The 24,995-nt window shown below is 66.9% G+C and carries 23 protein-coding genes; 13 read left to right on the top strand and 10 right to left on the bottom strand.

Going from position 1 to position 24,995, the window contains the following annotated elements; genetic code table 11:
• The 4 genes from CFB43_RS23085 to CFB43_RS23070 all read left to right on the top strand — a co-directional run bounded on the left by CFB43_RS23085 (position 1) and on the right by CFB43_RS23070 (position 2,786).
• Positions 1-915, top strand: a complete 915-nt coding sequence (locus CFB43_RS23085; RefSeq protein ID WP_089427230.1) for an ABC transporter ATP-binding protein — start codon at positions 1-3, stop codon at positions 913-915.
• Complete coding sequence (locus CFB43_RS23080) at positions 912-1,688, top strand: ABC transporter ATP-binding protein (RefSeq protein ID WP_089496713.1); 777 nt, start codon at positions 912-914, stop codon at positions 1,686-1,688. Before CFB43_RS23085 ends, CFB43_RS23080 begins: the two co-directional genes overlap by 4 nt.
• Before the next feature lie 128 nt (positions 1,689-1,816).
• On the top strand, positions 1,817-2,071 hold the full coding sequence (locus tag CFB43_RS23075; RefSeq protein WP_089496712.1) for a GlsB/YeaQ/YmgE family stress response membrane protein: 255 nt from the start codon (positions 1,817-1,819) through the stop codon (positions 2,069-2,071).
• Between the two features lie 379 nt (positions 2,072-2,450).
• Positions 2,451-2,786 (top strand): type 1 fimbrial protein, encoded by a 336-nt coding sequence (locus tag CFB43_RS23070; protein WP_089496711.1) that lies wholly within the window; start codon positions 2,451-2,453, stop codon positions 2,784-2,786.
• A 69-nt stretch (positions 2,787-2,855) separates the two neighbouring features.
• Here CFB43_RS23070 and CFB43_RS23065 read toward each other — a convergent pair whose 3' ends face one another.
• The 3 genes from CFB43_RS23065 to CFB43_RS23055 all read right to left on the bottom strand — a co-directional run bounded on the left by CFB43_RS23065 (position 2,856) and on the right by CFB43_RS23055 (position 5,805).
• Positions 2,856-3,728 carry a LysR substrate-binding domain-containing protein gene (locus CFB43_RS23065; RefSeq protein ID WP_089442238.1) on the bottom strand — a complete coding sequence of 291 codons (873 nt, stop codon included), beginning with the start codon at positions 3,726-3,728 and terminating at the stop codon, positions 2,856-2,858.
• Positions 3,729-3,834: 106 nt separating this feature from the next.
• The gene (bla, locus tag CFB43_RS23060; protein WP_089496710.1) at positions 3,835-4,734 is read right to left on the bottom strand and encodes a class A beta-lactamase; all 900 of its coding nucleotides are present in this window, start codon (positions 4,732-4,734) and stop codon (positions 3,835-3,837) included.
• A gap of 210 nt (positions 4,735-4,944) precedes the next feature.
• Positions 4,945-5,805: a peptidoglycan DD-metalloendopeptidase family protein gene (locus tag CFB43_RS23055; RefSeq protein WP_089496709.1), complete on the bottom strand. Its 861-nt coding sequence runs from the start codon at positions 5,803-5,805 to the stop codon at positions 4,945-4,947.
• A gap of 511 nt (positions 5,806-6,316) precedes the next feature.
• Here CFB43_RS23055 and CFB43_RS23050 point away from each other — a divergent pair.
• The 3 genes from CFB43_RS23050 (at position 6,317) to CFB43_RS23040 (ending at position 10,317) form a co-directional block, all read left to right on the top strand.
• Entirely contained in the window at positions 6,317-7,213 is an 897-nt protein-coding gene (locus tag CFB43_RS23050) for a LysR substrate-binding domain-containing protein (protein ID WP_089496708.1), read from the top strand.
• Between the two features lie 46 nt (positions 7,214-7,259).
• Positions 7,260-7,646: an ester cyclase gene (locus CFB43_RS23045; protein ID WP_089496707.1), complete on the top strand. Its 387-nt coding sequence runs from the start codon at positions 7,260-7,262 to the stop codon at positions 7,644-7,646.
• 496 nt (positions 7,647-8,142) lie between these two features.
• Positions 8,143-10,317 (top strand): hypothetical protein, encoded by a 2,175-nt coding sequence (locus CFB43_RS23040; protein WP_089496706.1) that lies wholly within the window; start codon positions 8,143-8,145, stop codon positions 10,315-10,317.
• A 112-nt stretch (positions 10,318-10,429) separates the two neighbouring features.
• On the opposite strand, the gene CFB43_RS23035 is transcribed toward CFB43_RS23040, so the two are convergent.
• Positions 10,430-11,170, bottom strand: coding sequence for a sulfite exporter TauE/SafE family protein (locus CFB43_RS23035; RefSeq protein WP_089496705.1), 741 nt, complete (start codon positions 11,168-11,170; stop codon positions 10,430-10,432).
• 327 nt (positions 11,171-11,497) lie between these two features.
• A complete protein-coding gene (locus CFB43_RS23030) occupies positions 11,498-12,514 on the bottom strand; it encodes an aldo/keto reductase (protein ID WP_089496704.1) in 1,017 nt (338 codons plus the stop codon).
• A gap of 139 nt (positions 12,515-12,653) precedes the next feature.
• Here CFB43_RS23030 and CFB43_RS23025 point away from each other — a divergent pair, with 139 nt between their 5' ends.
• Positions 12,654-13,565: a LysR family transcriptional regulator gene (locus tag CFB43_RS23025; RefSeq protein ID WP_089496703.1), complete on the top strand. Its 912-nt coding sequence runs from the start codon at positions 12,654-12,656 to the stop codon at positions 13,563-13,565.
• A gap of 48 nt (positions 13,566-13,613) precedes the next feature.
• On the opposite strand, the gene CFB43_RS23020 is transcribed toward CFB43_RS23025, so the two are convergent.
• Positions 13,614-14,768 carry a porin gene (locus tag CFB43_RS23020; RefSeq protein WP_089496702.1) on the bottom strand — a complete coding sequence of 385 codons (1,155 nt, stop codon included), beginning with the start codon at positions 14,766-14,768 and terminating at the stop codon, positions 13,614-13,616.
• Between the two features lie 383 nt (positions 14,769-15,151).
• Between CFB43_RS23020 and CFB43_RS23015 the strand changes: the two genes are divergently transcribed.
• Together CFB43_RS23015 and CFB43_RS23010 are read left to right on the top strand one after the other, a co-directional pair.
• On the top strand, positions 15,152-16,249 hold the full coding sequence (locus tag CFB43_RS23015; protein ID WP_089498106.1) for an OpgC domain-containing protein: 1,098 nt from the start codon (positions 15,152-15,154) through the stop codon (positions 16,247-16,249).
• A 61-nt stretch (positions 16,250-16,310) separates the two neighbouring features.
• Positions 16,311-17,246 carry an alpha/beta hydrolase gene (locus CFB43_RS23010; RefSeq protein WP_089496701.1) on the top strand — a complete coding sequence of 312 codons (936 nt, stop codon included), beginning with the start codon at positions 16,311-16,313 and terminating at the stop codon, positions 17,244-17,246.
• A gap of 168 nt (positions 17,247-17,414) precedes the next feature.
• On the opposite strand, the gene CFB43_RS23005 is transcribed toward CFB43_RS23010, so the two are convergent.
• Entirely contained in the window at positions 17,415-18,629 is a 1,215-nt protein-coding gene (locus CFB43_RS23005) for an FAD-dependent monooxygenase (RefSeq protein ID WP_089496700.1), read from the bottom strand.
• Positions 18,630-18,795: 166 nt separating this feature from the next.
• Here CFB43_RS23005 and CFB43_RS23000 point away from each other — a divergent pair, with 166 nt between their 5' ends.
• Together CFB43_RS23000 and CFB43_RS22995 are read left to right on the top strand one after the other, a co-directional pair.
• Complete coding sequence (locus CFB43_RS23000; RefSeq protein WP_089496699.1) at positions 18,796-19,740, top strand: LysR family transcriptional regulator; 945 nt, start codon at positions 18,796-18,798, stop codon at positions 19,738-19,740.
• Between the two features lie 140 nt (positions 19,741-19,880).
• Entirely contained in the window at positions 19,881-20,639 is a 759-nt protein-coding gene (locus tag CFB43_RS22995; protein WP_089496698.1) for an SDR family oxidoreductase, read from the top strand.
• A gap of 279 nt (positions 20,640-20,918) precedes the next feature.
• Here the strand turns inward: CFB43_RS22995 and CFB43_RS22990 are convergent, their stop codons facing one another.
• A complete protein-coding gene (locus CFB43_RS22990) occupies positions 20,919-21,254 on the bottom strand; it encodes an H-NS histone family protein (RefSeq protein ID WP_089496697.1) in 336 nt (111 codons plus the stop codon).
• Positions 21,255-21,586: 332 nt separating this feature from the next.
• Here CFB43_RS22990 and CFB43_RS22985 point away from each other — a divergent pair, with 332 nt between their 5' ends.
• Entirely contained in the window at positions 21,587-22,213 is a 627-nt protein-coding gene (locus CFB43_RS22985) for a TetR/AcrR family transcriptional regulator (RefSeq protein WP_089496696.1), read from the top strand.
• A 435-nt stretch (positions 22,214-22,648) separates the two neighbouring features.
• Here CFB43_RS22985 and CFB43_RS22980 read toward each other — a convergent pair whose 3' ends face one another.
• Both CFB43_RS22980 and glcF read right to left on the bottom strand, forming a co-directional pair.
• Entirely contained in the window at positions 22,649-23,548 is a 900-nt protein-coding gene (locus CFB43_RS22980) for a fumarylacetoacetate hydrolase family protein (protein WP_089496695.1), read from the bottom strand.
• A gap of 118 nt (positions 23,549-23,666) precedes the next feature.
• The gene (glcF, locus tag CFB43_RS22975; protein ID WP_089496694.1) at positions 23,667-24,995 is read right to left on the bottom strand and encodes a glycolate oxidase subunit GlcF; all 1,329 of its coding nucleotides are present in this window, start codon (positions 24,993-24,995) and stop codon (positions 23,667-23,669) included.

The raw sequence follows: 24,995 nt of genomic DNA, 5'->3' as shown, positions 1-24,995 counted from the left end.
ATGCCGATGAATCCCGCCCCCTCGCCCGCGCCGCTCTGCGAGATCGACGGCCTGAAGATCGGCTTTCGCGGCCACGACGGCACCGTCACCGACGCGGTGCGCGACCTGTCGCTGACGCTCGCGCCCGGCGAACGGCTCGGCATCGTCGGCGAATCGGGCTCCGGCAAGTCGCTGACGGGCCGCGCGCTGCTCGGCCTGCTGCCCGACGCCGCGCGCTGGTCGGCTCGCACGATGCGCTTCGCGGGCCACGACCTGCTCGCGATGCCGCCGGGCGAACGCCGGCGGCTGTGCGGCAGCCAGATGGGCATGATCCTGCAGGATCCGAAATATTCGCTGAACCCGGTGATGACGGTCGCGAAGCAGATGGGCGAGGCGTTCCGGCTGCACGAGCCGGGCCTGCGCGGCCGCGCGCTGCGCGAACGGATCGTCGACGCGCTCGCGGCCGTGCAGATCCGCGACCCGGCGCGCGTCGCCGATGCGTATCCGCACGAACTGTCGGGCGGCATGGGCCAGCGCGTGATGATCGCGATGATGGTGTCGACCGGCCCGCGCCTGCTGATCGCCGACGAGCCGACTTCCGCGCTCGACGTCGCCGTGTCGATGCAGGTGCTCGCCGTGCTCGACGCGATGATCGCGCGACACGACACGGGCCTGATGTTCATCAGCCACGACCTGCCGCTCGTGATGTCGTTCTGCGATCGCGTCGCGGTGATGTACGCGGGCCGCGTGGTCGAAACCTGCGCCGCGCGCGACCTGCGCGACGCATCCCATCCCTATACGCGCGGGCTGCTCGCGGCGAACCCGCCGCTCGCGAACCCGCCGGACGAACTGCCCGTGCTGCGGCGCGATCCGGCGTGGCTCGAACCCGCGTCGCCTGCCGGCACGCCCGCCGATCGACAGGAGGCCGCACGATGATCGACGTCGATCACGCATCGATCCGTTTCCCGACCCGCACGGGTCACGTCGACGCCGTGCGCGACGCGAGCTTCGCGGTGCGCGACGGCGAGGTGTTCGGGCTCGTCGGCGAATCGGGTTCCGGCAAGTCGACGCTGCTGCGCGCGCTGACGGGCCTCGTGCCGCTCGCGTCCGGCAGCCTGTCGATCGACGGCCGGCCGGTGGGCGGCACCCCCGATCGCGCCTTTCGCCGTCACGTGCAGATGGTGTTCCAGGATCCGTACGCATCGCTGCATCCGCGCTTCACGGTCGACCAGACGCTGCGCGAGCCGCTGTCGATCCATCGCATCGGCGACACCGATGCGCGCATCGCCCGCGCGCTGTCCGAGGTCGGCCTCGGCCCCGCGTTCCGGTTCCGCTATCCGCACCAGTTGTCGGGCGGCCAGCGGCAGCGCGTCGCGATCGCGCGCGCGCTGATCGTCGAGCCGCGCGTGCTGCTGCTCGACGAACCGACGTCGGCGCTCGACGTGTCGGTGCAGGCGGAGATCCTGAACCTGCTGCGCCGCCTGCATCGCGAACGCAACCTGACGATGATCCTCGTCAGCCACAACCTCGCGGTGATCGGCTTCCTGTGCCAGCGCGTCGCGGTGATGCAGCATGGCCAGATCGTCGAGCAGCTCCGGATCGAGGACGTACGCGCCGGGCAAGTGGCACGCGACTACACGCGCACGCTGCTGAACGCGACCGAAGGCTATCGCCGTCTCGACCCGGTGGCGGGCGCGCCGGCGGCCTGACATCTGCGCGCCGAGCCGGCGTGCGATACTCCGCACGCCACGCGGCGCCCTGCCGCGCATGGAACCCTTGTGCGCCGCACGGGTCAACTTTCTTTCGTCAACAGCTCAACCGCAATAGGGAGGCGTTCATGCTGCAATTCATCGAAACCCTGGTCGTCGGGCTCATCGTCGGCCTCCTCGCCCGCGCGCTCAAGCCCGGCGACGACAAGATGGGCATCCTGATGACCACCGTGCTCGGCATCGTCGGCTCGCTGGTCGCCGGCTACGTCGGCCGCGCCGCCGGCTGGTACGCACCGGGCCAGGGCGCGGGCTGGATCGCGTCGATCATCGGCGCGATCGTGCTGCTCGTGGTCGTCGGCGCGGTACGCAAGCGCACGGCCTGAACGACGCACCTTCCGCTTCAACGCAAAACGGCCGCTCGTTTCCGGGCGGCCGTTTTCTTTTGGATCGCCGATATTCACCTGCGCATCATTTCCACGATCCGTAAACTCGTTGACTTCGCAACGACCTGTCGTGACGACCGGCACTGGGCGTCCGCTTTCCGGTCGAGCGTACACCACCGGCATTACCCTGATTTGATATCTCGCAAATCAGGCATAGATTGAATTCAGCAATACGAAATCGTTTGCTCCTATCCCAAATTGGTAATTTTCCACTCAAGAGTTTCGATGGTTTTGCCGTTTACGCATACAGCATCGCAGCGTTAGACGGACTGCCACCCGAGCGGCCCCGCTGCGACGCGCTTCCTCTCTGGAGCCTGTCATGAAGCATCGCCCTATCGCCGCCTCGTTCGTCCTGGCTGCTTCGCTTCTGGCCACTTCCTCGTCCTTCGCCGCCGGCGCGTCCGGCACCATCTATTTTTCCGGCATGATCGTCGAGCCGCCCTGCTCGTTCGCGGTCGATACGGCCGATGTCGCCCGCGGGCAGGTCCGTCCTGACTGTCCGCGCCCGGCCTCCGGCCAGATCGCGTTCGTCGACGCGGCGAGCCAGCAGGCCATCAAGACCACGACCTTTACTCAGGCCTCGCGCGCAATCGTTTTACCGAACCGTTCGGGCAACAACCAGGCGCCGATGATCGCCGTCGTGACGTACCAGTAAAGCCGTCCGCCGGCGCGCGGGATCCCACGGATTCCGCGCGCCGGTTCGGCGTACCTGCGTGATCGCCGGTCAATCGCGATGGCGCGCGATCCAGTCGCTGAACGCGCGGATCTTCTGCTGGTTGCCGAGGTTCTCGGGATAGACGAAGAAATAGCGCGCGCCCGTCTCGAGCACGATGTCGAACGGGCGCTCCAGCCGGCGCGCGCTGACGTCGTCGTCGACGAGCGTCACGTCGCCGATCGCGACGCCGAAGCCCTGCATCGCCGCGTTCGTCGCGAGATCGAGCGTGTCGAACGTCGGCCCGCGTGCCGGATCGACGCCGCGCTCGCCGGCGTGATCGAGCCACGCGCGCCAGTCGCGGTGGTCACGCGTCGGATGCAGCAACGTATGGCGCGCGAGATCGCCGACCGCATCGAGCGGCGACGTCTGCCGCAATTCGGGCGCGCAGACGGGCGTCAGCCGCTCGTCGAACAGCGGCAGCGCGAACACGCCGGCGCCCGGCGACGTGCCGTAGACGACAGCCGCATCGAACGGCTCGGTCGAGAAATCGACGACGTGCTGCCACGCGGTCGTGATCTGCACATGGAGATCGGGATGCTCGCCCTGGAAGCGCATGATGCGCGGCAGCATCCAGCGCATCACGCAGGTCGGCACTTTCAGCGCGAGATCGGTGCGCTGCCGCGTGAGCCGCATCGAAATATCCTCGATCCGCGCGAAGCTCTCGTTGACCACCGGCAGCAACTGCTCGCCCTCCGCCGTCAGCGTGAGGCCCTTCGCATGCCGCTTGAACAACGGGAAACCGTAATGCGCCTCGAGCGTCTGGATCTGCCGGCTTACCGCGCCCTGCGTGATGCACAGCTGCTCGGCCGCGCGCGTGAAGCTGCGGTGGCGGGCCACCGTCGAGAAGATCTGCAGCGCGTGCAGGGGCGGAAGTCGGCGCATGAAGAAGGCAAACGGAAAAACGGCGCGGAAGGACCGCGCGCCGACCCCGGCGCGCACTGTCCGACACGATAAGCCAAACGCCGGCTTTGCGCGAGGCGCGGGACGCTCAGGCCGTCGCGGTGAGCGCGCCCGCCACGATGCGCGCCGCCGACGCGACGACGTCCGCGCGGGCCGCCGCGGCGGCCTGCGGCTGCGTGAACGACACGGCCATCACGATCGGCGCACGCGACGGCGGCCACAGCACCGCGATGTCGGTCGTCGTGCCGTAACCGCCCGTGCCGGCCTTGTCGGCGATGCGCCAGCCGGGCGGCACGCCGGCCGCGATGCCGGTCGCGCCGCGCGCGCCGCCGGCCATCCATTCCGTCAGTCGCGCGCGCTGCGGCTCCTGCAGCGTGTTGCCGAGCACCAGCCGCTGCAGCGTGTCGACCATCTCGACCGGCGTCGACGTGTCGCGTTCGTCGCCGGGCGCGGCGTTGTTCAGTTCGGGTTCCCAGTGATCGAGGCGGAACGACATGTCGCCGCTCGCGCGCACGAACGCCGTGACGGCCTGCGGGCCGCCGAGCACGCCCATCAGCAGGTTGCCGGCGCCCTTGTCGCCGGACTGCAGCATCGCCACGCACAGCTGCTCGATCGTCATGCCCGTATCGACGTGGCTTTCCGTGATCGGCGAGCCCGCAACGATTTCATAGCGGCGGTACAGGATGCGGCGCGGCAGCAGCGACGCGTCGAGCGAGCCGCGCGCGAGCATCGCGGCCGCCGCGGCGACCGCATACGTGCCGCACAGCGGGAAGCGCTCGCGCGCATGGTGCGCGATGCGCACGCCGTTCGACGTATCGAGCGCGGCGACGCCGAGCCGGCCATTCGAGGCCTTCTCGAGCGCGGTCAATTCAGCCTGGGCGGTGTGGGCGCGCCCCTGGTCGGCGACCGGCGCGGACGTGCACGCGGCGACGAACGGCGCGGCAACGGCGGCAAGCAACAGCGAGCGGCGTGTCGGAGAGTGTTCCATGAATGTCGTGAGTTCTGTCGGAATCGGTGGCACGAAGCAGCTCGGGCACGCGTCGAAGCAGCGTGCCCGTTCACGCCGGCGGCCGGCCCGCGACGGCCTACGCCGCGCATCCCCGAAAGACGACCGCCGGCCCCGCGAAGCGCGGGACTTGCATGAACAGACCCTAGCGTAGCAGCGACCGCCGCGCCGTTCCAGCGAAACGGCCCGGCGTCACCCTTGCGACGAAGGCAGATACGGCATCGGATTGACCGGCTTGCCGTCGCGTCGCACTTCGAACAGCAGCGCGACGCGCGAGTTGTCGAGGTCGCCCATCTCGGCGATCTCGTCGCCCTGGCGCACGATGTCGCCCGTCTTCACGAGCAGCTTGCGGTTGTGCGCATACGCGGTCAGGAAATCCGCGTTGTGCTGGACGATGATCAGGCTGCCGTAATCGTTCAAGCCGGTGCCCGCATACATCACGCGGCCGTCGGCCGCGGCGCGGACCGGGTCGCCCGGCCGGCCGGCGATCTGGATGCCGCGGTTCTGCCCCGGCCGGAAGCCGTCGACGATCTTGCCGCTCGCGGGCCACTTGAGCGCGACGCCGCCCGCATGCCGCTTCGTTTCCTTGACGACCTGACGGTCGCTCGCATTCGACGCGATGGTCTGCGTAGCTGCCGGGTTGCTCGCCGCGCCATTGCCCGACGCCGACGATGCGGCTACCTGCGTGCCGGCCGCGCCCGGCGCCGGCAACGGCTGCTGCTTGACGATGCGCAGCACCTGCCCCATGCGCAGCCTGCCGTTTGCGCCCAGCTTGTTCCAGGTGCGCAGGTCGGCCATGCTGCAGCCGTTTGCGGACGCGATGCCCGTCAGCGTGTCGCCGCGCTTCACGACGTACTTCTGCGCGACGAGAATCGGCGCCGGCGGCGGTGTATTGGCCGACGGCGCAGCGGCGGGCTGGCTCGACGGCGAAGGCGTTCCCGCCAGCGTGTCGCTCGGCGGAACGGACTGCGTGCCTGCACAACCGGCCATGACGAGCACGGCTGCCAGGCCTGGCAGCCACGCCGCGTTGCGGTGAATCTCGCGCGTTTTCATGGACGATCCGACTCCGGTTTGACAATCTTTCAAGCATCTCAAAAACGGAACGGCCGACGTGTAACCGGATGCAAACAATGATGACAAACGATCACGAACCGGATGCCGGCCGGCATTCGCTACCGGTAATACGGTCCGATTCAGGAAAACTTGATGGTCTTTTTGCAGGAAAGCGGAAGAATTTTCGTCTCTGGAAACTATGACGGATTTGTTTCAATAGGCACGAGGCGGCGATCGCCGCGACGTTCAACGTAACCACGCGGCGAGTTCGGAACAGGCCCACGCGATGCCGATGCACAGGAACAGCACGTGCAACGCGATCTTGAACGACACGCCCCACGACGGATCGATCTGCATGACAGGCTCCCCGGTTGATGTGCGGCCATGATCCGCCATCGATCGCGCCCCGAAAATGCGGAACCGGCGAATCGGGCCTCAAGCTGCGCCTGAGACCCGGGCCGCGGTTCCCTGCTAACTTATCGGCCATTCCAATACGATCGCCCCACCCATCATGCGCTTCGACCTGACCGACCTGCGGCTCTTCCTGAACATCTGCGAGGCCGGCACGATCACGAGCGGCGCCGAGCGGACCCACATCACGCTGCAGGCCGCGAGCGAGCGCATCCGCGGCATGGAGGACGAGCTCGGCGTGCCGCTGCTGCACCGGACCAAGTCGGGGGCGCAGGCCACCGATGCCGGCCGCGCGCTCGAACACCACGCGCGCACCGTGCTGCAGCAGATCGACCACATGCGCGGCGAACTGCAGCAATACGGCCAGGGGCTGCGCGGGCATATCCGGCTGCTGTGCAACACGGCGTCGCTGAGCGAATACCTGCCCGACGCGCTGGCCGACTACCTGCCGCATCATCCGAAGCTGTCGATCAGCGTCGAGGAGCGCTCGAGCCAGGAGATCGTGCATGCGATCCGCAACAAGACGGCCGAGGTCGGCATCGTCGCCGATTCGGTCGGGCTCGGCGGGCTCGAACAGAAGCCGTTCCGCGAGGACTGGCTGATCGTCGTCGTGCCGGCCGCGCATCCGCTCGCGTCGCAGGAGAAGGTCGCATTCGACTCGATCGTCGATGCCGACTTCATCGGCCTCACCGACGGCAGCGCACTGCAGGTGCATCTCGCCGACCAGGCGCGCGCGCTCGGCAAGCGGATCCGCTATCGCGTGCAGCTGAAGAGCTTCGATGCGATCTGCCGCGTGATCGCGAGCGGCGTGGGCATCGGCATCGTGTCGCGCCATGCGGCCGAGCGCGCGATGCAGACGATGGACGTGCGACTCGTCGAGCTGTCCGATTCGTGGAGCCACCGCAGGCTGAAGCTGTGCGCGCGGTCGTTCGATGCGCTGCCGAAGTACACGCGGGAGTTCGTCGCGTTCCTGTCGGGGGAAGCGACGCCGCGGTGACGCGCGCCGCATCCGACTCATCCCGTCGACATACGGAGGCACGGCCATGACCGACACCGATCTCGCAACCCGCTACCGCGCATACATCGACTGCCTGAACCGGCAGGACTGGCCGGCGCTCGGCGAATATGTCGCCGACCACGTGATCCACAACGACCGGCCACTCGGCCTCTCCGGTTACCGCGCGATGCTGGAACAGGACTTCCGCGACATTCCCGATCTCCGTTTCGACATCCGGCTGCTCGTGTGCGAGCCGCCGCGCATCGCCTGCCGGCTGCGCTTCGCCTGTTCGCCGAGCGGGACGTTCATGGGGCTCGCCGTCGACGGCCGGAAGGTCACGTTCTGCGAGAACGTGTTCTACGAGTTTCACGACGGCAAGATCCGCCAGGTCTGGTCGGTGATCGACAAGACGGCGATCGAGGCACAGCTTTAGGCTCGACGAAACGGCGTGGCTGCCCGTCGCCATCGCGCCCCGATGTCGGTCGAATTCGTCTCGACCCTTATGGATAACGTTTTCTCTCTCAATCCAGTGAGCTGGCATCGACGGACATTCCTTCCGGCCGTCATTTCCGCATTGATATCCTTCGCCACCCGCTGCCTTACCAAGAAGAAATCCCGGTAAATTCTGCAAAATTTCGCCCTCCCCCTTCACTCCCGCCTTCCCACCCTACGGGTTTTTCCCGCCCCTTCCGACGTGAAAGTTCATTGACATCACGCCGATGGCTGCCTAAATTTGGAAAACGTTTTCCAATACATCCGCACGACGCCGGTCACGGCCCGTGCAGGGAGAACGCTTGCCCGCTCGATAAGTGAATCAGGCCGTCCGTCTTCAGGGATCAGGGTTGCAAGACGGCGGCCGGGTACGGGCATCGAGCGCGGCAACGGCCACACCCGCCCGTGCTTCATCACTATTCAAAACTGGAGACACAATGCATCCGCGCAGCAGATTCGCGCTCGGCGCCGCGCTCAGCGCCCTTTCCGTCCTGTTCGTCAGCGCCTGCGGCGGCAACGACGTGACCGACACGCCGCCACCGTCGTCATCTTCGCCGCCCCCGTCCACGACACCGACGCTCGCAGCGAACTCGCTGCAGGCGCTCGTCTACGGCGCGCCCGACACCAGCGTGCCGCCCGGCGCGAACATTCCGGTCACGATGATGGGCCAAATGCGCGCACTGTTCGACCTGATCCGGAAATCGTCCGACTTCACGCAGGTCGTGATGGATCTCGGCGACGGCACGCCGGTCCACGTGCTCGACACGAACACCGGCGACAAATTCCTGCCGGGCAAGCTCGCGCTCGGCCTGTCGTACATCCTGATCGACATGAAGTCGAAGAACGATCCGCAATACGCCAGCTACCTCGCGACGTACCAGACGATCACGACCGCGATGATGGCGCAGTCGGGCAGCAACTACACGTATGCGAATACGTCCTGGGGCGAGTACTACTACCTCGTCGCGCTGAACAATCTGAAGGCGCACGGGATGCTCAACGAAGTCTTCAGCGACGCGATGCTCGCGACGCTGCAGCGGCGGCTCACCTTCTGCGACATGTTCGGCCCCGATGCGAGCGGCAAGACCGATACGTGCCCCGCGGCCGGCACGCCGATCGACATCGCATCGCTCAACACCGCGCAGAACTACTATGCGGTGTCCTACGGAATTGCCGGGCTGCGCCAGAAGCTCGGCTGGAGCAGCCCGTCGTTTGCATCGAAGACCGATCCCTCGGTCGCGACGATGGGTGCGCGCGACGCGCTGCTGTACACGCTGACGAACCATATCCGCAACGACTCGTCGGGCGGGTTCTCGGATGAAGCGTCGAACACGCATACGACCTACTACGACCAGGCGCGCTTCGACCGCTACAGCACGCTGCTGATCGGTGAAGTGACCGAGCGCACGTTCGAGATGGGCAACGAGGCGAACCTCACGCCCGAGCTGAAGGGCTATCTGCGCAAGTCGGTCGACCTGATCCTGCCGCAGTTGAACGCGACCGGCCAGGGCTTCAACTACGGCCGCTCGATCGGCCCGTACGGCGATTCGGCGTTCATGGAAGTGCTGACGGCCGCGGCCAATGCCGGCGTGCTGTCCGACCAGGAGAAGCAGGTTGCATACAAGTTCATCTATCAGGCCGCGCAGCGTTTCGACACGTACTGGTACGACCCGTCGCTGCCGACGCCGTCGGTGAACATGTGGGTCAAGGGCCGCGGCACGGACGCGTATCGCGGCAAGCCGCGCGTGATGGGCGAAAACTTCAGCCTGCTGCACCAGTACCTGTACGTGAACGCGTGGTGGAACAAGCTCGGCTTCGGCGGCAAGGCGCCGATGGCCGATACGGACTACAACGCGTGGCTCGACGCGCTGCCGCACTACACGCTCACCTGGTACAACCAGCCGGGCGACGCCGCGCATCCGTACAGTGCGGCGCTCGTCACCGTGCGCGACGGCCGGCGCGTGATCAACCTGAATCTCAGCCAGGCGCCCGACTACAACTCGTACACGCCGTACTACCCGGTACCGTTCTCGGACAAGCTGATCTACGGCACGACCGATCTCGGCTACGCGCTGCTGGTGCCGCAGGTGTCGTACAACGGGAAGACTTACATTCCCGTCACGTACTACAAGAACCTGAACGTCCAGCAAAACAACGGGCAGGTGATCGTGTCGTTCGATACCGCGAAGTTCCGGCTCGCGTCGAAGAACGCGGCGTACACGACGGATCTCGACCTGCAGGTGCATACGGTGCTGACGTTCGCGCACGGCTCGGTCGCCCGCAGCGACACGCTGAGCACGGGCTCGCTCACCGGCAACCTGTCGGTCGAGACGGACTTCACGTCGTTCGCGGATTTCGCGTCGACGCAGGCGAACGGCGACGGCGTGTCGGTGACCTACGCGAACAGCGCCGCGACCGGCTATGCGGCGTCCGGGTTCGACACCTGCGCGCTGTCGACCTTCGACACGGTGAACGGCACGACGAACCCGCTGTCGACGACGCCGATCGGCCAGCTGCATTCGAACTTCGCGTGTACGACGAAGCCGTTTGCCCTCGGCGCGGGCGCGACCCGCACGTTCGGTTGGACGCTGAAGTACGCCGACCCGGCCTGAGCGAAGTGACCTGCGCCCGGTGAACGCGCCTGAAGCCGGCTGATGTCGAAACCGGCTTCGGGCACGTCACGGACAGTGGATCGCGGGCATCGCGCTCGTCAGCGAGGCCCGCTTACAGCCATCCCGAAGCCGCCATGTATGCGCCGAGCGCGATCAGCCCGACGAAGAAGCAGCGCTTGAACGCCTTCTCGCTCATCACACGCCGAGCATATTGCCCGCTAGCCATGCCCGCCAGCGCCGGCACGAGCGCGAGCGCCGACACGCCGAGATCGACCGTCTCCAGCGCGCCCGTCACGCGCAACTGCAGGCCAAGCACGATCGTCGATGCGGTGAACGACAGCCCGAGCGCCTGGATCAGGTCGTCCTTCGACAGCCGCAGCGCCTGCAGGTACGGCACGGCCGGCACGACGAACACGCCGGTCGCGGCCGTCACGACACCCGTCAGGTAGCCGACCACGGCAGACAGCCATTTTTCATGGCGGCCCGGCGCGGGCAGCCGCGCGGCGGCCAGCCCCCACAGCCCGTAGAGGATCAGCACCATGCCGAGCGCCGCATGCGTCCAGGTGCTGCCGGCCGCGAGCGCGGGCAGCCCGCCCGTCAGCGTGCCGATCGTCAGGCCGGCGAGCAGCGGCCACAGCCGGCGCAGCAGCGGCCCGAACGAAGGGCCGAGCCACAACTGCCACACGTTGGTGACGAACGACGGCACGAGCAGCAGGCTCGCGGCGGCCGACGGCGGCATCGCAAGCGTCAGCAGCCCCATCGCGATCGTCGGCAACCCGAGCCCGATCATCCCCTTGACCGCGCCGGCCAGCAGGAAGACCACCGCGATGATCGTCAGCGTATGAAGGTGCATGAAAGGCATTCCGTCCGGTTGAGTACGGCGCCGATGGTGAACTCCGATCGCGCCGCTCGCCATCTGGTTTTGCCTGAGGCTGGCTAGGGCTTGCCGGATGGGCGGCGGCGCGATTGTGCCGATGGGCTGGCGCGCCGTGGGCCGGCGAAACCTGCGCCGCCGGCGTCAAGTCGGGCCAGGCCAGCCATGCACCGCAATCGGGGTTGCCAGCCCGGCCTCAGCACCAGCCTCAGCACCAGCCTCAGCACCAGCCCCAGCCCCAGCCCCAGCCCCCGGATTCGAGCCGAATGCAGAGCCTGTTCCGAAACCATTGCCGATCCGCGCCGATCAGTCCCCGTGAGATGACCCCCGGCCTTGCTCGCTGTCGAGGTGCGCCATCTGTGCGGCCGGATAACGCTCACCGGCAGCCGCCCCGGCGGGAACCGCCGCTTCGATGCGAGCAATCTCATCGACCGTTAGTTGCATTTCAATCGCCTTCAGCGCATCCTGAAGCTGCGTCCGCTTGCGCGCGCCGATCAGCGGCACGATATCGCCGCCGCGCGACAGCGCCCACGCGATCGCGACCTGCGCCGGATTGCTGCCCTTCTCGTCGGCGATGGCGCGCAGCGCATCGACGAGCGCGAGGTTGTGCGCGAGGTTCTCTCCCTGGAACCGCGGGCTCGCCGCACGGAAATCGCGCTCGCCTTGCCGCGCCGTGCTCCAGCGTCCGCCCAGCAGCCCGCGCGACAGCACGCCGTAGGCCGTGATGCCGATCCCGAGTTCGCGGCACGCGGGCAGGATCCCGGCCTCGATGCCGCGCGACAGCAGCGAATACTCGATCTGCAGGTCGGAGATCGGCGCGACGGCCGCCGCGCGGCGGATCGTGTCGACGCCGGCTTCCGACAGGCCGATGTGGCGCACGTACCCGGCCTTCACGAGATCGGCGATCGCACCGATCGTCTCCTCGATCGGCACGGCCGGATCGACGCGCGCCGGCCGATAGATGTCGATGTAGTCGGTGCCGAGCCGTTTCAGCGAGTACGTGACGAAGTTGCGGATCGCCACCGGCCGCGCGTCGTAGCCGGCAAACCCGCCGGCCGGATCGCGCAGCGCGCCGAATTTCACGCTGATCAGCACCTGGTCGCGTGCCCGGCCGCGCAGCGCGTCGCGGATCAGCATCTCGTTGTCGCCCATCCCGTAGAAATCGCCGGTGTCGAGCATCGTGATGCCGTGGTCGAGCGCCGCGTGCAGCGTCGCGATGCTTTCGTCGCGGTCGGCCGGGCCGTAGAAGTCCGACATCCCCATGCAGCCAAGTGCAATTGCCGACACCCGCGGGCCGGTCCGGCCCAGTTCACGCGTTTCCATATCCGTTTCCTCGAGTGATGAATGAACAGGCCGGATTCTGGGCGCATCGCGGCGCGCGATAAACGCGAAACACTCAACCAAACCATTCGACGCTGATTAACAATGGAGCCTGCTCCCTCCACCCACGCACCCGCCCCGCATGGATCATCTGCAAGCAATGCGCATCTTCGCGCGCGTCGCCCATCTCGGCAGCTTCACGAAAGCGGCCGAGCAGTTGCAACTGCCGCGCCCGACGGTCAGCAACGCCGTCCAGTATCTGGAAAAGCACCTGAAGGTCCGCCTGCTGCAGCGCACGACGCGGCGCGTCGCGCTGACGGCCGAAGGCGCGACCTATTACGAGCGCTGCATGCGGCTGCTGGCCGATCTGGACGATGCGGAAACGCTGTTCGAGGACGCCGGCACGACGCCGCGTGGCGCGATCCGCGTCGACCTGCCCGAACGCTTCGCGCTGAACCAGGTGATTCCGGCGCTGCCGGGTTTCCACGCGCGCTACCCCGACCTGCGCGTCGTGATCGGCACGACCGACCGCTTCGTCGACCTCGTCGCCGACGGCATCGACTGCGCGGTGCGGGTCGGCGCGATGTCCGATACGTCGCTCGTCGCACGGCGCATCGGCGAACTGGCGCAGATCAACTGCGCGGCGCCCGCGTATCTCGAGCGGCACGGCACGCCGCGCTCGCCGGACGAGCTGCCGGACCACGTCGCGGTCGGCTATTTCTCGAGCCGCACGGGCCGCGAGCTGGACTGGGAATATGCGGATATGGATTCGGGCCAGCTGCACGCGGTCAAGATGCGCAGCGTCGTGTCGGTCAACAGCTCGCAGGCGTATCTCGCGTGCTGTCTGGCGGGCCTCGGGCTGATCCAGGCGCCGCGCGAAGGGCTCGGGCCGCTGCTCGCCGACGGCTCGCTGGTCGAGGTGCTGCCGGAATGGAATGCCACGCCGCTGCCCGTGTCGGTGGTGTTTCCGACCGGCCGGCATCTCGCGCCGCGCGTGCGGATCTTCGTCGACTGGCTCGCGGATACGCTCGGGGGCAACCCCCGGGCAGACTGACGGCAGCGGGCGCCGAGGCGCTCGGCCTCGGCACTCCCCGCCCCCCGATCAGAACTTGTGGCGGATCGCGGCGCGCACCGCGAACTGGTTCGACGACGCCGACGGGCCGTCCGTGCCGACCACGTAGCCGCCGTCGGCCGCCGTGCCGGTCTTGTCGCCGCCCACCTTCTGCCACGCGCCCTGCAGGTACACGTCGGTGCGCTTCGACAGGCTGTAGTCGGCCATCAGGCCGACCGTGTGGTATTTCGGCTTGAACGTCCCGGCCGCGGCATCGTACTTGCCGTCCGTGTACACGTATTGCGCGCCGAGATAGAAATCGGGCGTGAGCTGGTACTTGCCGTTGATCTCGAAGTTCTGGAACTTCGTCGCGGTCAGCCCGAGACCGGCGAACGTCGACGCCGGCAGGTAGACGGTCGACACCGGGTTCTTCACGTCCGTCTTCGTGTAGACGAAGCCGACCGTGGCCGGGCCGAACGTGTAATTGACGCCGCCGCCGAAGATCCGCAGGCGGTCGGCGACGAAGTTCGCATCGTCGGCCGAAATCGCGCCCGCGCTGCCGATGCCCGGGTTGTTCGCCTGCAGGTACGCAGCCGCAACCTGCAGCCCGGCCAGCGAATACTGCGCGCCGAGGCTGTATTGACGGTTGTTCGAGAAGCCGGTGCTGTTGCTGAAGCTGTACGTGCCGCCGAACGTCAGGCCGTTCCAGTCGGCGCTCGCATACTTGACCGTGTTGTTGACGCGGAACGAGTTGTCCGTGTTGTCGTTGTCGAACGGGTGCGAGAACAGCGTGCCGCCCCAGTTGCCGTTGGCGGTGAGCGGCGCGAGATAGTCGACGACGGAATCGTACTGACGGCCGAGGGTCAGCGTGCCGAAGCGCGGCGCGCTCAGCCCGACGAACGCCTGTCGGCCGAACATGCGGCCGCCCTGGCCGAGCCGGCCGTTGTTCACGTCAAAACCGTTTTCCAGCGTGAAGATCGCCTTCAGCCCGCCGCCGAGATCCTCGCTGCCCTTCAGGCCCCAGCGGCTGCCCTGCGCATAGCCGCTCGCGAGCTGGTAATTCGTTTTTCCGACCCCATTGACGTTCACGTTGTTCGTGTAATTGAAGCCTTCATCGATCACACCGTACAGCGTCACGCTGTTCTGGGCGAAGACCGGCGCGGCGAAAGCGGCCAGCGCGGCGGTAAAAAAGATGTGCTTCTTCATGACGGTTCTCCGGAGCCGGGTGGCCGGGCATGGTCGAGCGCCCGGCGAATGTTTGGTCTGTTATAGGTGTGGCCCGCAGGGCGGACGACGCGGTGTGCGGCCGCGTGAGGTCAAAATGGTGTCACGTCGGAAACCGTCCGTCCATCGGGGTAGATGAACCCTGCGCAAACCGTTGCGCTCGTCCAACTGCCCCGTTGCGTGGGCTGCCTGACCCGGCTTATCGGCAGCAGCACGACGGCCGACCATTCGCGTAAACCCGATATGCACCGCATCGGTGGCACAATGCGCATCCGTTCGTCATTTCTTCACGAAGTCATGCTTCCCCCCGATTCATGCGCGGCGCGTGCCGGCCGCGCCCGCGGCCCGCGCCGGGAGGCGGTCCGATGACCGCACCGGCCCGGGCCGGCCGCTACGCCGAGCTCGATTTCTTCCGCGGTCTCGTGCTGCTCGTCATCGTCGTCGACCACATCGGCGGCAGCATCCTGTCGCGCGTGACGCTGCACGCTTACGCGCTGTGCGACGCGGCCGAGGTCTTCGTGTTCCTCGGCGGCTTCGCCACCGCGATCGCGTACAACTCGCTCGCCGAACGGCACGACGAGGCTGCCGCGCGCCAGCGCTTCATCAGGCGCGCGTTCGAGATCTACCGTGCGTTCCTCGTGACGGCCGGCCTGATGCTGCTGATCACGGCCGCGCTGAACGCGTTCGCGATCGACGGCCCGAACATGCCGACCAACGATCTCGACGGCCTGCTCCACAAGCCGCTCGCCGCGCTGCGCGACATCCTGCTGTTCCGCCGCCAGCCGTACCTCGCGTCGGTGCTGCCGATGTACGCGTTCTTCGCGCTGCTCGTGCCGCTCACGCTGCCGCTCGCGCGCACGCAGCCGTGGCTGCTGCTCGCGTTCAGCGGGTCGCTGTGGGTCGCCGCGCCGCACGTCGCGCGCTTTTTGCCGACCGTGGAAGGCGCGCCGTGGGACTTCAATCCGTTCGCATGGCAGTTCCTGTTCGTGCTCGGCGTGATCGCGCGCTGCCAGCCCGTCTACCAGACGCTCGCGCCGAAGCCGCAGGGCTGGCTGCTGACGGCCGCGGCGCTCGCGATCGTCGCGGCCGGCGCGTACTACCGGCTGCGCATCGAGCCGTTCCCGACCGATCCGTCGATCAAGCAGAATCTCGGCGCGCTGCGGCTCGCGAACTTCCTCGCGATCGCGTGGCTCGCGGCCAAGCTGGTCCACCTCGGCTGGATGAAGAAGGTTGCGCACGCGATGCCGTGGATCGGCACGATCGGCCGGCAGGGGCTGCTGTGCTTCGTCGCGGGCACCGCCATCTCGCTCGCGGTCGATTCGGTGCTCTACCAGGCGACCGAAGGCTATCTCGACGTGAAGCTCGGCCTGATCGCCGACGTCGTGGCAATGGGCCTGCTGTATCTCGTCGCCAAACTCTACGGGCCGCTCGTCGCGCGGCTGCCGTTCCGTTCGCGGCGATGACGCGCCGCGCCGTCATGCGCCGCTGCTACGATAGCCGGCGCCTCTTCTGAAACGATTCGACATGCGCCGACTCGCCCTTGCGTTCGCCCCCGCCCTGATCGCCGGCTCCATCGCCACCGCCCGCGCCACGCCGCCCGCGCCGGTGGCAGCGCCCGCGCCGCCGCCGCCGGCCGTCCAGACCGCGACGACCCCGTCGGCCGCCCAGGAGAGCGCGCTCAATCCGGGCAGCAGCGTCGTGCTGCGCACGTTCCGGTCGGCGTCGCTGAAGCGCGACTGGTCGTACACGGTCTACCTGCCGCCCGGCTACAACCCGGAAGGCGCGCGCTACCCGGTGATGTACCTGCTGCACGGCAACGCCGGCAACGCGAACGACTGGGTCACGCAGGGCCGGCTGCAGGCCACCGCCGACACGCTGATCGAGCGCCGCGAGATCCCGCCGGTCGTGATCGTGATGCCGCAGGGCGGCACCGACTGGTACGTCGACCGCAAGGAAAAGATGCAGAGCGCGTTCCTCAACGACCTGCTGCCCGAGGTCGAAGCGCACTTCGCGGTGTCGAACCAGCGCGCGGGCCGCGCGATCGGCGGCGTGTCGATGGGCGGCTTCGGCGCGCTGCGCTTCTCGCTGCTCGAACCCGGGCTGTTCTGCGGCGCGATGCTGCTGAGCCCCGCGATCTACGCGAACGAGCCGCCGCTCAATTCCGCCGCGCGCTACGTCGGCGTGTTCGGCGAACGGCAGTTCGACCCGCGCGTGTGGCACGAGCTCAACTACCCGGCGCTGATGCGCGGCTATTTCGCGCGCAGCTGGCGGATCCCGATGTTCATCGCGGCCGGCGACGACGACCTGACCATCCAGGCCGAATCGAGCGTGCTGTACACGCAGCTGCGCCGTGCGCAGAACCCGGCCGAGTTGCGCATCGTCGACGGCGGGCATACGTGGGATGTATGGCGCGGCCTGCTCGGCCAGGGGTTGAAGTACGCGCTCGAATGCGTGAAGTGACGGCGGGCGGGCGTTGCCCCGCCCGTTTTCGTCAGGCTGGCCGGTGACCGGCGGGCCGACGGCCGTCGACCCATGTCATGCCCGGCGCATGCAATCCCGGCGAGCCGGTCGCGCCTGAGGGCGCACGCGTGGCGCTGGCCGCCGCACCCCTGCTCCAGATTGGCAGACTCAAAGCCAAGTGCCGCCCTGCCGCTCGCTCGGCTCCCCCGCCAGCGCGTCGAAACCGTGAATCCAGTCCAGGTGATGCAGCACGCTGTCGCGCTCGGCCAGACGCGCATTGCGCGCCTGCGCGGCCGGCCCGTCGGGCAGGTGCAACACATCGGCCACGGAGATCGACGCGTACTGCACCTTGCGCGTGCGGCCGCGACGCAGCCGTTCATACGCTTCCTGTGCTTCGCGCCAGTTGCCCGGCCCGGCCTGCGCCAGTTGCGCGGCCAGCACCACCGCATCCTCGATCGACTGGTTCGCGCCCTGCCCGTGATGCGGCACCAGCGCATGCGCGGCGTCGCCGATCAGCGTCACGCGCCCGCGGCTCCAGCGGCCGAGCGGCGGCCGGTGGAACAGCCCCCAGCGCTGGCTGATCGGCACGGCGGTGATCATCTGCACCACCGCCGGATGCCAGTCCCTGAACACGCGCAGTTGCTCGCCCTCTTCCGACGGCATCACCCAGTCGCGTGACGGCCACGGTGACGGATGGCGCTCGACCAGCAGGAAATTCTGGTCGCCGTCGTCGCCGATCGGATAGTGCAGCAGGTGCCCGTGCGGCCCGATCCAGTACTGCAGCGTCTCGGGATCGGGCAACAGGTTCAGCCGCGCGGCCGGCACCACGCCGCGAAACCCCGAACACCCCGAATACAGCGCATCGTCGTAGCCGAGCATCCAGCGCCGCGTGATCGAGCGCGCGCCGTCCGCGCCGATCACGAGATCGGCGTCGACGCGCACCCCGTTGTCGAACGACAGCGTGACGCGATCGGGATGCTGCGCGAGATCGGTCAGCCGATGGCCGAGATGGATGGCGTCGAGGCCGACCGCCTGCGACAGCACGGCCTGAAGATCCGCGCGATGCACGCCCCAGTACGCGCCGCCGAATTGCCGGCGATAGTCGGGGTCGCCGCGATGATGGCCGATCACCGCGCCGCTGCGGCCGTCGCGATAGACGAGCCCCGGGATGTCCGCGCACACCGCATCGAAGGCCGCCCGCAATCCCATCCGTTCGTAGAAGCGCGTCGCATTGGCCGACAACGCGACGGCCGCGCCGACTTCGCGCAACACCTCCGTCTGTTCGTAGAGCTGCGCGTCGATGCCGTGCTCGCGCAGGGCAAGCGCGAGCGTCAGGCCGCCGATCCCGGCGCCGACGATCGCAATCTTCAGGTTCGTCTGCATGATGAAGGTGTCTCCGATGTTCCGATGTGGGGTCTGCGGCGTGCGCAGCGGTCATGTCGAATGCATGGACCGTATCGGTATTCTCGGGAGCGGACTTTCATCCCGCAATAAAATGACCGGAATCTGCTTCATCACTGGATGCAATGAACCCGGCGAGGCCCAACCCATGGAACTGAGCGATATCGACCTCAACCTGCTGCTGCTTTTCCAGCGGCTGATGCAGGAACGGCGCGTGTCGAGCGTCGCCGAGCAGATGAACATGAGCCAGCCGGGCGTGAGCAATGCGCTCGCGAAGCTGCGCCGCCGGCTCGGCGATCCGCTGTTCGTGCGCGGGCCCGGTGGCGTGGTGCCCACGCCGTTCGCGCTGCGCCTCGCGGAACCTGTGTCGCACGCGCTCGCGACGCTGCACGCCGCGCTCAACCCCGAGACCGGTTTCGATCCGCAGCGCGCCACGCGCACGCTGACGATCGGCATGACCGACATCGGCGAAGTCGTGTTCCTGCCCGCGCTGCTCGAACACCTGTCGCAAGCGGCGCCGGGCATCGCGCTCAATACCGTGCGCGACACGAGCGTCAACCTCGGCGACGAAATGGCCGACGGCCGCGTCGATCTCGCGATCGGCCTGCTGCCCCAGCTCAAGGGCGGCTTCTATCAGCGCCGGCTGTTCGATCAGCGCTATGTGTGCCTGTTCCGGCGCGGCCATCCGCTCGAGGACGCGCCGCTGACGGTCGACGCGTGGCGCAATGCCGAACATCTGGTCGTGGTGTCGGCCGGCACCGGTCACGGGCAGGTGGACGAATGGCTGAAGCGCCGCCGCGTGGCGCGCCAGGTGCGGCTCACGGTGCCGCACTTCATGAGCGTCGGCTACATCCTGCAGCGCACCGACCTGATCGCGACGGTGCCCGAGCATCTCGCGCAGCGGCTTGCCGCACCGTTTTCGCTGAGCTGGCGCGCGTTGCCCGTCACGGTGCCGGGCGCGCCGATTCACATGCTCTGGCATACGCGGGTCAATCAGGACGAAGGGAACAAGTGGCTGCGCGACGTGGTGGTCGATCTGTTCGCGGAGTCAGGCCCGCGGGCGCGGAAGGCCATACCTGGCCGCAAGAAGTAGCCGAGGTCATCACGTTGTCGAGCGTGCCTGACGATGTCGCTTGAGCATGTGCGCCGCGCATTTCGACTACATTGCCGAAGTGGCGACGATTCCGGTCGTCGGCCACGTCGCCCCTCTTTCAACCCGCAGGAAATCAAGCCATGTCTGTCTCGAAGAAATTCGCAGCCGTCACCGGCGCCGGCTCCGGCATCGGTCGCGCGGCGGCCATCGCGCTCGCCCAGGCCGGTTACACCGTCGCGCTGCTCGGACGCACCGAGGCATCGTTGCGCGACACGCAGGACGCAATCCGCACCGCCGGCGGCGACGCGCACGTGTTTCCTGCGGACGTCACCGACGAAGCATCGGTCGACCACGCGTTCGCCCGGATCGCGCAGCAGTTCGGCCGGCTCGACGTGCTGTTCAACAATGCCGGCCGCAACGCGCCGCCGGTATCCCTCGACGAATACGAATTCGACGTGTGGAACAGCGTCGTCGCGACCAACCTGACCGGCGTCTTCCTGTGTGCGCGGGCCGCGTGGCGCCTGATGAAAGCGCAAACGCCGCAGGGCGGCCGGATCATCAACAACGGCTCGATCTCGGCCCATGCGCCGCGCCCCGACACGATCGCGTACACGGCCACCAAGCATGCGGTGACCGGGATCACCAAGTCGCTGGCGCTCGACGGCCGCCGGTACAACATCGCGTGCAGCCAGATCGACATCGGCAACGCAGCGACGTCGCTCACGGACCGCATGACGCAAGGCGTCCCGCAGGCCGACGGCAGCCTCGCGCCCGAGGCGCGCATGGACGTCACGCATGTCGCGAACGCGATCGTCCAGATGGCGAACCTGCCGCTCGACACGAACATCCTGAACATGACGATCATGGCGACCGCGATGCCGTTCGTCGGCCGGGGCTGAACGAAACGCACGCGACGCCCGATCCAGTCCGGCCCGCATCGCGAGACGTCACCCGCGCCATGATTGCGGACGACATCACGTGCTGTCGGGCGAACGCGAGTTGCACGTCGAGCATGGCGAGCCGACGCGATTGCGCGCCGGTGTGAACGCGCTCTTCTAGTCGCCTCGGCCGCATGCGTACGTGGCGCCGTCTCCGGCAGGCGCGACGCTGCGCGTGGTGCTCACGCCGCCCGGTCAGGCATCGGCGAAGCCGCTGTCGCCGTAGCCCGACGCCCGCGGTCAGCTGCGCCTGCTTTTCTTGCCGGCGGACGGCGGCTTGACGACGACGAACTGACGACGATCCTTGCCCCTGATCCAGAGCGGCGCATTGCCGCGCCCGCTCCACTCCTTTCCGCTCACCGGATCGCGATAGCGCGCCGGCAGCGCTTTCACGACGTACGAACCCCGGCTGCCGTTGCGGCCGACCAGGTCGCGATGCTTGATCGCATAGGTATCCATGAGCGAGTGAACCTCCGCGATCGCATCGATGCGTTCGCGCGCGCGTGCGCGCTCGATTTCCTCGTCCAGTTCGGCCAGCTCGACGACGAGCTGTGCATAGGTCTTGCTCGCGTTCATCTTCTGCTTCCTGCCCCGCATCCGCATCTGCATGCGAACCGGCATGATTCGCATGACTAACCGACTGTTTCACGACGTCCCGTGACGGCCACATTCACTCGATCGGCAAGCAGCTCGCGCCGGCGCATCGAAGCACGCGACAAGAGAACAGCGACACGCCGCCACGCACCGGCACACCGTGCGCGCCCCCGCGTCGACCCGATCGCCCGCCCGGGGCCCCCGCTGCAGACGTTCGGCGACACAATCGCGCCCGGCATTTCAAATATCGAGTGATATCTGAAATGCGATCGTAATGGTATCCATCTCAAATATCAACTGATATCCTGCCGGCCATGAACATGGTTCCCCCTCCCCCGCGGCTGAGCCGCGAAGAAAGCCGACAACAGACCCGCGCTCATTTGCTCGCCGCGGCGAAGCGGCTGTTCGTCGACCGCGGGTTCGGCGGCACGTCGCTCAGGGATATCGCGGCCGAGGCCGGCTATACGCAAGGCGCGTTCTATTCGAATTTCGCGAGCAAGGAGGCATTGTTCGTCGAGCTGATGCGGGAGCGCTCGCAGACGCAAGTGGCCGACATCGCCCGGGTGCTGAGCGACCCCGCGGCGTCCGGGGAGGACATCCTGAATGCGCTGGATGTCTGGTCGCGGACCGTCGATGCCGAGCCCGAGTGGTCGGTGCTGGGTGTCGAATTCAAGCTTCAGGGGCGGCGCAACCCCGCTTTCGCCATCGCGTCGCAGGCGTTGCTGGACGCCCACCGCGATGGCCTCGCCTATTGCATCGAACAGATTTTCGCGCGGCTGAAGAAGGTGCCGCCCGAACCGCCGGCCGTCCTGGCCGTTGCGTTCATGGGGCTCTCGCAGGGCCTGTCGCTGCAGCAGTCGATCCTGTCCGAGGTGCCGATCGGGCACATGATCATGGTGTTCCTGCGCAGCCTGCTGGCCACGGCCGAGCCGGTGCGTTGACCGGGGAAGGTCGCCGCTTTCGCACGGGCGCCGATCCGGCGCGAGCGCACGCGTGACGATCCTGCGTACGGGTCACCGCGCCGGCAGATCGCGCGGGAAATGAAACCTGTGCGCGCGACCGCTCACGCCACAGGGAAATCATCATGCTCGGGCACGAGGACAAGGTGCGCGAGGAGTACGGGACGGCGGACGACGACCTGAACCAGTTCGTCTGCGAGTAGCTTGCCGCTCCCGTCGCGACGCCCCCCCGGCAGCGGGCCTGGCACTTCGGCACGGCAACCATGACGACCGACATCTTGGGTTGTCAAGTTGATGTTGTCGTCCGACGCGGCGTCGCTTCGGCATTTCTCGGCAAGAGCATCATCGCCGCTCTCCAAATGTTCTACTCCACCGCCGTGCGCTTCAGGAACCCGCTCTCGCCCCGGGAGCGGCTGGTCATCGAGGTGCGACGGTCAGATACCGCGAAGGCTCCGTTCGTTCATCGCCAGCCGACGCAACCGGGTTTCGCAACACGCCAAGCCGTTCAATTTCGACTTCGCATACGTCACCAGACTTCATCCAGAGCTGAGGATCGCGCGCCATCCCGATCCCGGCCGGTGTCCCGGTGACGATCACGTCGCCGGGTTGCAGTGTCATCACGTCGCTCAACAATGCGACCAGCGTCGCGACATCAAATATCATGTCGGACGTCGACGCGTCCTGGACGACTTCCCCGTTCAGGCGTGTCTGGATACGTAGTCCATCACAGCCTGCCGGCAATTCGTCCGCAGTAACGAACCAAGGCCCGAATGCTCCTGTTCCATCGAAGTTCTTGCCCATCGTCCACTGCGGCGTACGAAACTGATAGTCACGCAGTGTCGCATCGTTGAAGATTGAATATCCGGCAACGTGATCGAGTGCCCGCTCACGCGAAATTCCGCGCCCGCCTTTCCCGATCACTGCTGCCAGCTCGCCCTCGTAGTCAAGTTGAGTGGACTGCGCCGGCAGCGCTATTGGTTCGCCGTGTCCGATCAGGCTCGACGTAAACCGGGCGAATACGGTCGGATATGTCTGCTTCGCAAAACCTGTTTCGTTCGAATGGTCAAGGTAGTTCAAACCCACGCACAAGATCTTGTTGGGATGCGTGAATGGCGGCAGCAGACGCACCGAGTCGAGATCGATTCGCGCTCCGCGCGCAAGGCGATCAGCCACTTCGACAAGATCGGCACCCTGAGCCAGCATCGTGTCCAGATCCCCGGGAGCGTCCGACTCCTCGGCCGATGAGCCAAACCATTCTCCATTTCGTTCGACGGCCAAACCACGAAAGCCATTCATTTCATACGCTGCAAATCGCATAGCTTGCTCCTTGTTCGACATCTGAAAAGATGTCGGTGACCTCGTCAACATCCTGTCCGGGCATATCACTGGCGCAGCCGACGGTATGCCCCCGCATTCCCGACATGTCGGGATATCATTATTCGGCGTGGCACGAGCCCCGCGACTTGATCACGTCTTGCAATGCGCCGGGCAACGGCCCGCCAGTCGCCCAGTCGAGCAACTGCACTGTATGCACGAACGGCATGCTGACCGCGCTAGCGAGCTGGGTCATGCAACCGATGTTGCCGCTCGCTGCAATTGTGGCGCCCGTTGCCGCGATCGCCGCGACCTTGCGCTGCTTCAACTCGTCCGCGATCTCGGGTTGCAGCAGGTTGTATACACCGGCCGACCCGCAGCACATGAAGTTGTCCGACGGTTGGACGACGTCGAACCCTGCGGCATTCAGCAAGTCGATCGGCTGATGCACTATCCGCTGGCCGTGTTGCATCGAGCACGCGGCGTGATAGACAACTCGCAACCCAGGCACGATCACCGGCATCCGAAGTCCCAGCTGCGTCATGAACTCCGAAATGTCCCTGGCAAGTGCACTGATGCGCGCGGCCTTATCCTTCCACGCAGGATCGAGCCGCAATGCATGACCGTAAGCCTTGAGCGAGGTACCGCATCCAGACGTGTTGACGATGATGGCGTCGAGCCCCTCCGGCCCGTCGGCCTCACGCAGCCACGCATCGATATTCGACTTTGCCAGCTGCAGTGCCTGCGCTTCATGTCCCATGTGCTCGGCCGGTGCCCCACAGCACCCAGCCCCACGCGCGATAACGACTTCGACACCATGCCGCTGCAACAGCCTGATCGTCGCTTCGTTGATGGCAGGATCCAGAACAGTTTGCACACAACCATTCAGCAAGCTCACGCGCGCACGCCGCGGCCCTTGCGCGGGAAACACCTGCGGTCGGTCGACTGGGCTTGCCTTCGGAAGCGGCTTGCGAGGGATCGTCTCCAACATCGCACGCGGCGCGCCGCCGAACACCGACCGCAGCGGCCAGAACAGCCGACCGACAGCCAGTGCGGCACGAAACATTCCGCGCCTCGGAATCAGTGCGGCCAGTGCGCGACGGATCGCACGCTGCACGAGCGGCCGACGATAATGGTTCTCAACGTATTCGCGGCCATGTGCGATCAACTTCGAATACTGTACGTCGGACGGACAGATCGCCTCGCACGCGAGACAAGTAAGGCAGCGATCGAGGTGCTCGACTGTCTTCGGGTCCGGTGCACCGCCCGACTCGTACATGTTCCTCATCAAGACAATGCGCCCGCGCGGGCTGTCGTTCTCGTCGTGGCGAACTTGATAGGTTGGGCAGTGCGAAAGGCAAGTACCGCAATGTACGCAACTACGGATGATGTCGTTCGACAGTGCGATATCAGGGTCGATCAGTGCAGTGTCGGGAATGCGGGTTCTCAT

The sequence above is a fragment of the Burkholderia sp. AU15512 genome (assembly GCF_002223325.1).
Classification (GTDB): domain Bacteria; phylum Pseudomonadota; class Gammaproteobacteria; order Burkholderiales; family Burkholderiaceae; genus Burkholderia.
The sequence above is the reverse complement of the archived record's forward strand: the minus strand, read 5'-3'. Positions and strand labels throughout refer to the sequence as shown.

Excerpts from the sequence above, each read along its gene's own strand:
- CFB43_RS23080 (WP_089496713.1), top strand. The coding sequence starts at position 912 with ATGATCGACGTCGATCACGCATCGATCCGTTTCCCGACCCGCACGGGT.
- CFB43_RS22985 (WP_089496696.1), top strand. The coding sequence starts at position 21,587 with ATGAACATGGTTCCCCCTCCCCCGCGGCTGAGCCGCGAAGAAAGCCGA.
- CFB43_RS23075 (WP_089496712.1), top strand. The coding sequence starts at position 1,817 with ATGCTGCAATTCATCGAAACCCTGGTCGTCGGGCTCATCGTCGGCCTC.
- CFB43_RS23050 (WP_089496708.1), top strand. The coding sequence starts at position 6,317 with ATGCGCTTCGACCTGACCGACCTGCGGCTCTTCCTGAACATCTGCGAG.
- glcF (WP_089496694.1), bottom strand. The coding sequence starts at position 24,995 with ATGAGAACCCGCATTCCCGACACTGCACTGATCGACCCTGATATCGCA.
- CFB43_RS23015 (WP_089498106.1), top strand. The coding sequence starts at position 15,152 with ATGACCGCACCGGCCCGGGCCGGCCGCTACGCCGAGCTCGATTTCTTC.
- CFB43_RS23005 (WP_089496700.1), bottom strand. The coding sequence starts at position 18,629 with ATGCAGACGAACCTGAAGATTGCGATCGTCGGCGCCGGGATCGGCGGC.
- bla (WP_089496710.1), bottom strand. The coding sequence starts at position 4,734 with ATGGAACACTCTCCGACACGCCGCTCGCTGTTGCTTGCCGCCGTTGCC.
- CFB43_RS23040 (WP_089496706.1), top strand. The coding sequence starts at position 8,143 with ATGCATCCGCGCAGCAGATTCGCGCTCGGCGCCGCGCTCAGCGCCCTT.
- CFB43_RS23065 (WP_089442238.1), bottom strand. The coding sequence starts at position 3,728 with ATGCGCCGACTTCCGCCCCTGCACGCGCTGCAGATCTTCTCGACGGTG.
- CFB43_RS23045 (WP_089496707.1), top strand. The coding sequence starts at position 7,260 with ATGACCGACACCGATCTCGCAACCCGCTACCGCGCATACATCGACTGC.
- CFB43_RS23085 (WP_089427230.1), top strand. The coding sequence starts at position 1 with ATGCCGATGAATCCCGCCCCCTCGCCCGCGCCGCTCTGCGAGATCGAC.
- CFB43_RS22980 (WP_089496695.1), bottom strand. The coding sequence starts at position 23,548 with ATGCGATTTGCAGCGTATGAAATGAATGGCTTTCGTGGTTTGGCCGTC.
- CFB43_RS23055 (WP_089496709.1), bottom strand. The coding sequence starts at position 5,805 with ATGAAAACGCGCGAGATTCACCGCAACGCGGCGTGGCTGCCAGGCCTG.
- CFB43_RS23025 (WP_089496703.1), top strand. The coding sequence starts at position 12,654 with ATGGATCATCTGCAAGCAATGCGCATCTTCGCGCGCGTCGCCCATCTC.
- CFB43_RS23035 (WP_089496705.1), bottom strand. The coding sequence starts at position 11,170 with ATGCACCTTCATACGCTGACGATCATCGCGGTGGTCTTCCTGCTGGCC.
- CFB43_RS23000 (WP_089496699.1), top strand. The coding sequence starts at position 18,796 with ATGGAACTGAGCGATATCGACCTCAACCTGCTGCTGCTTTTCCAGCGG.
- CFB43_RS22990 (WP_089496697.1), bottom strand. The coding sequence starts at position 21,254 with ATGAACGCGAGCAAGACCTATGCACAGCTCGTCGTCGAGCTGGCCGAA.
- CFB43_RS23020 (WP_089496702.1), bottom strand. The coding sequence starts at position 14,768 with ATGAAGAAGCACATCTTTTTTACCGCCGCGCTGGCCGCTTTCGCCGCG.
- CFB43_RS22995 (WP_089496698.1), top strand. The coding sequence starts at position 19,881 with ATGTCTGTCTCGAAGAAATTCGCAGCCGTCACCGGCGCCGGCTCCGGC.
- CFB43_RS23010 (WP_089496701.1), top strand. The coding sequence starts at position 16,311 with ATGCGCCGACTCGCCCTTGCGTTCGCCCCCGCCCTGATCGCCGGCTCC.
- CFB43_RS23030 (WP_089496704.1), bottom strand. The coding sequence starts at position 12,514 with ATGGAAACGCGTGAACTGGGCCGGACCGGCCCGCGGGTGTCGGCAATT.
- CFB43_RS23070 (WP_089496711.1), top strand. The coding sequence starts at position 2,451 with ATGAAGCATCGCCCTATCGCCGCCTCGTTCGTCCTGGCTGCTTCGCTT.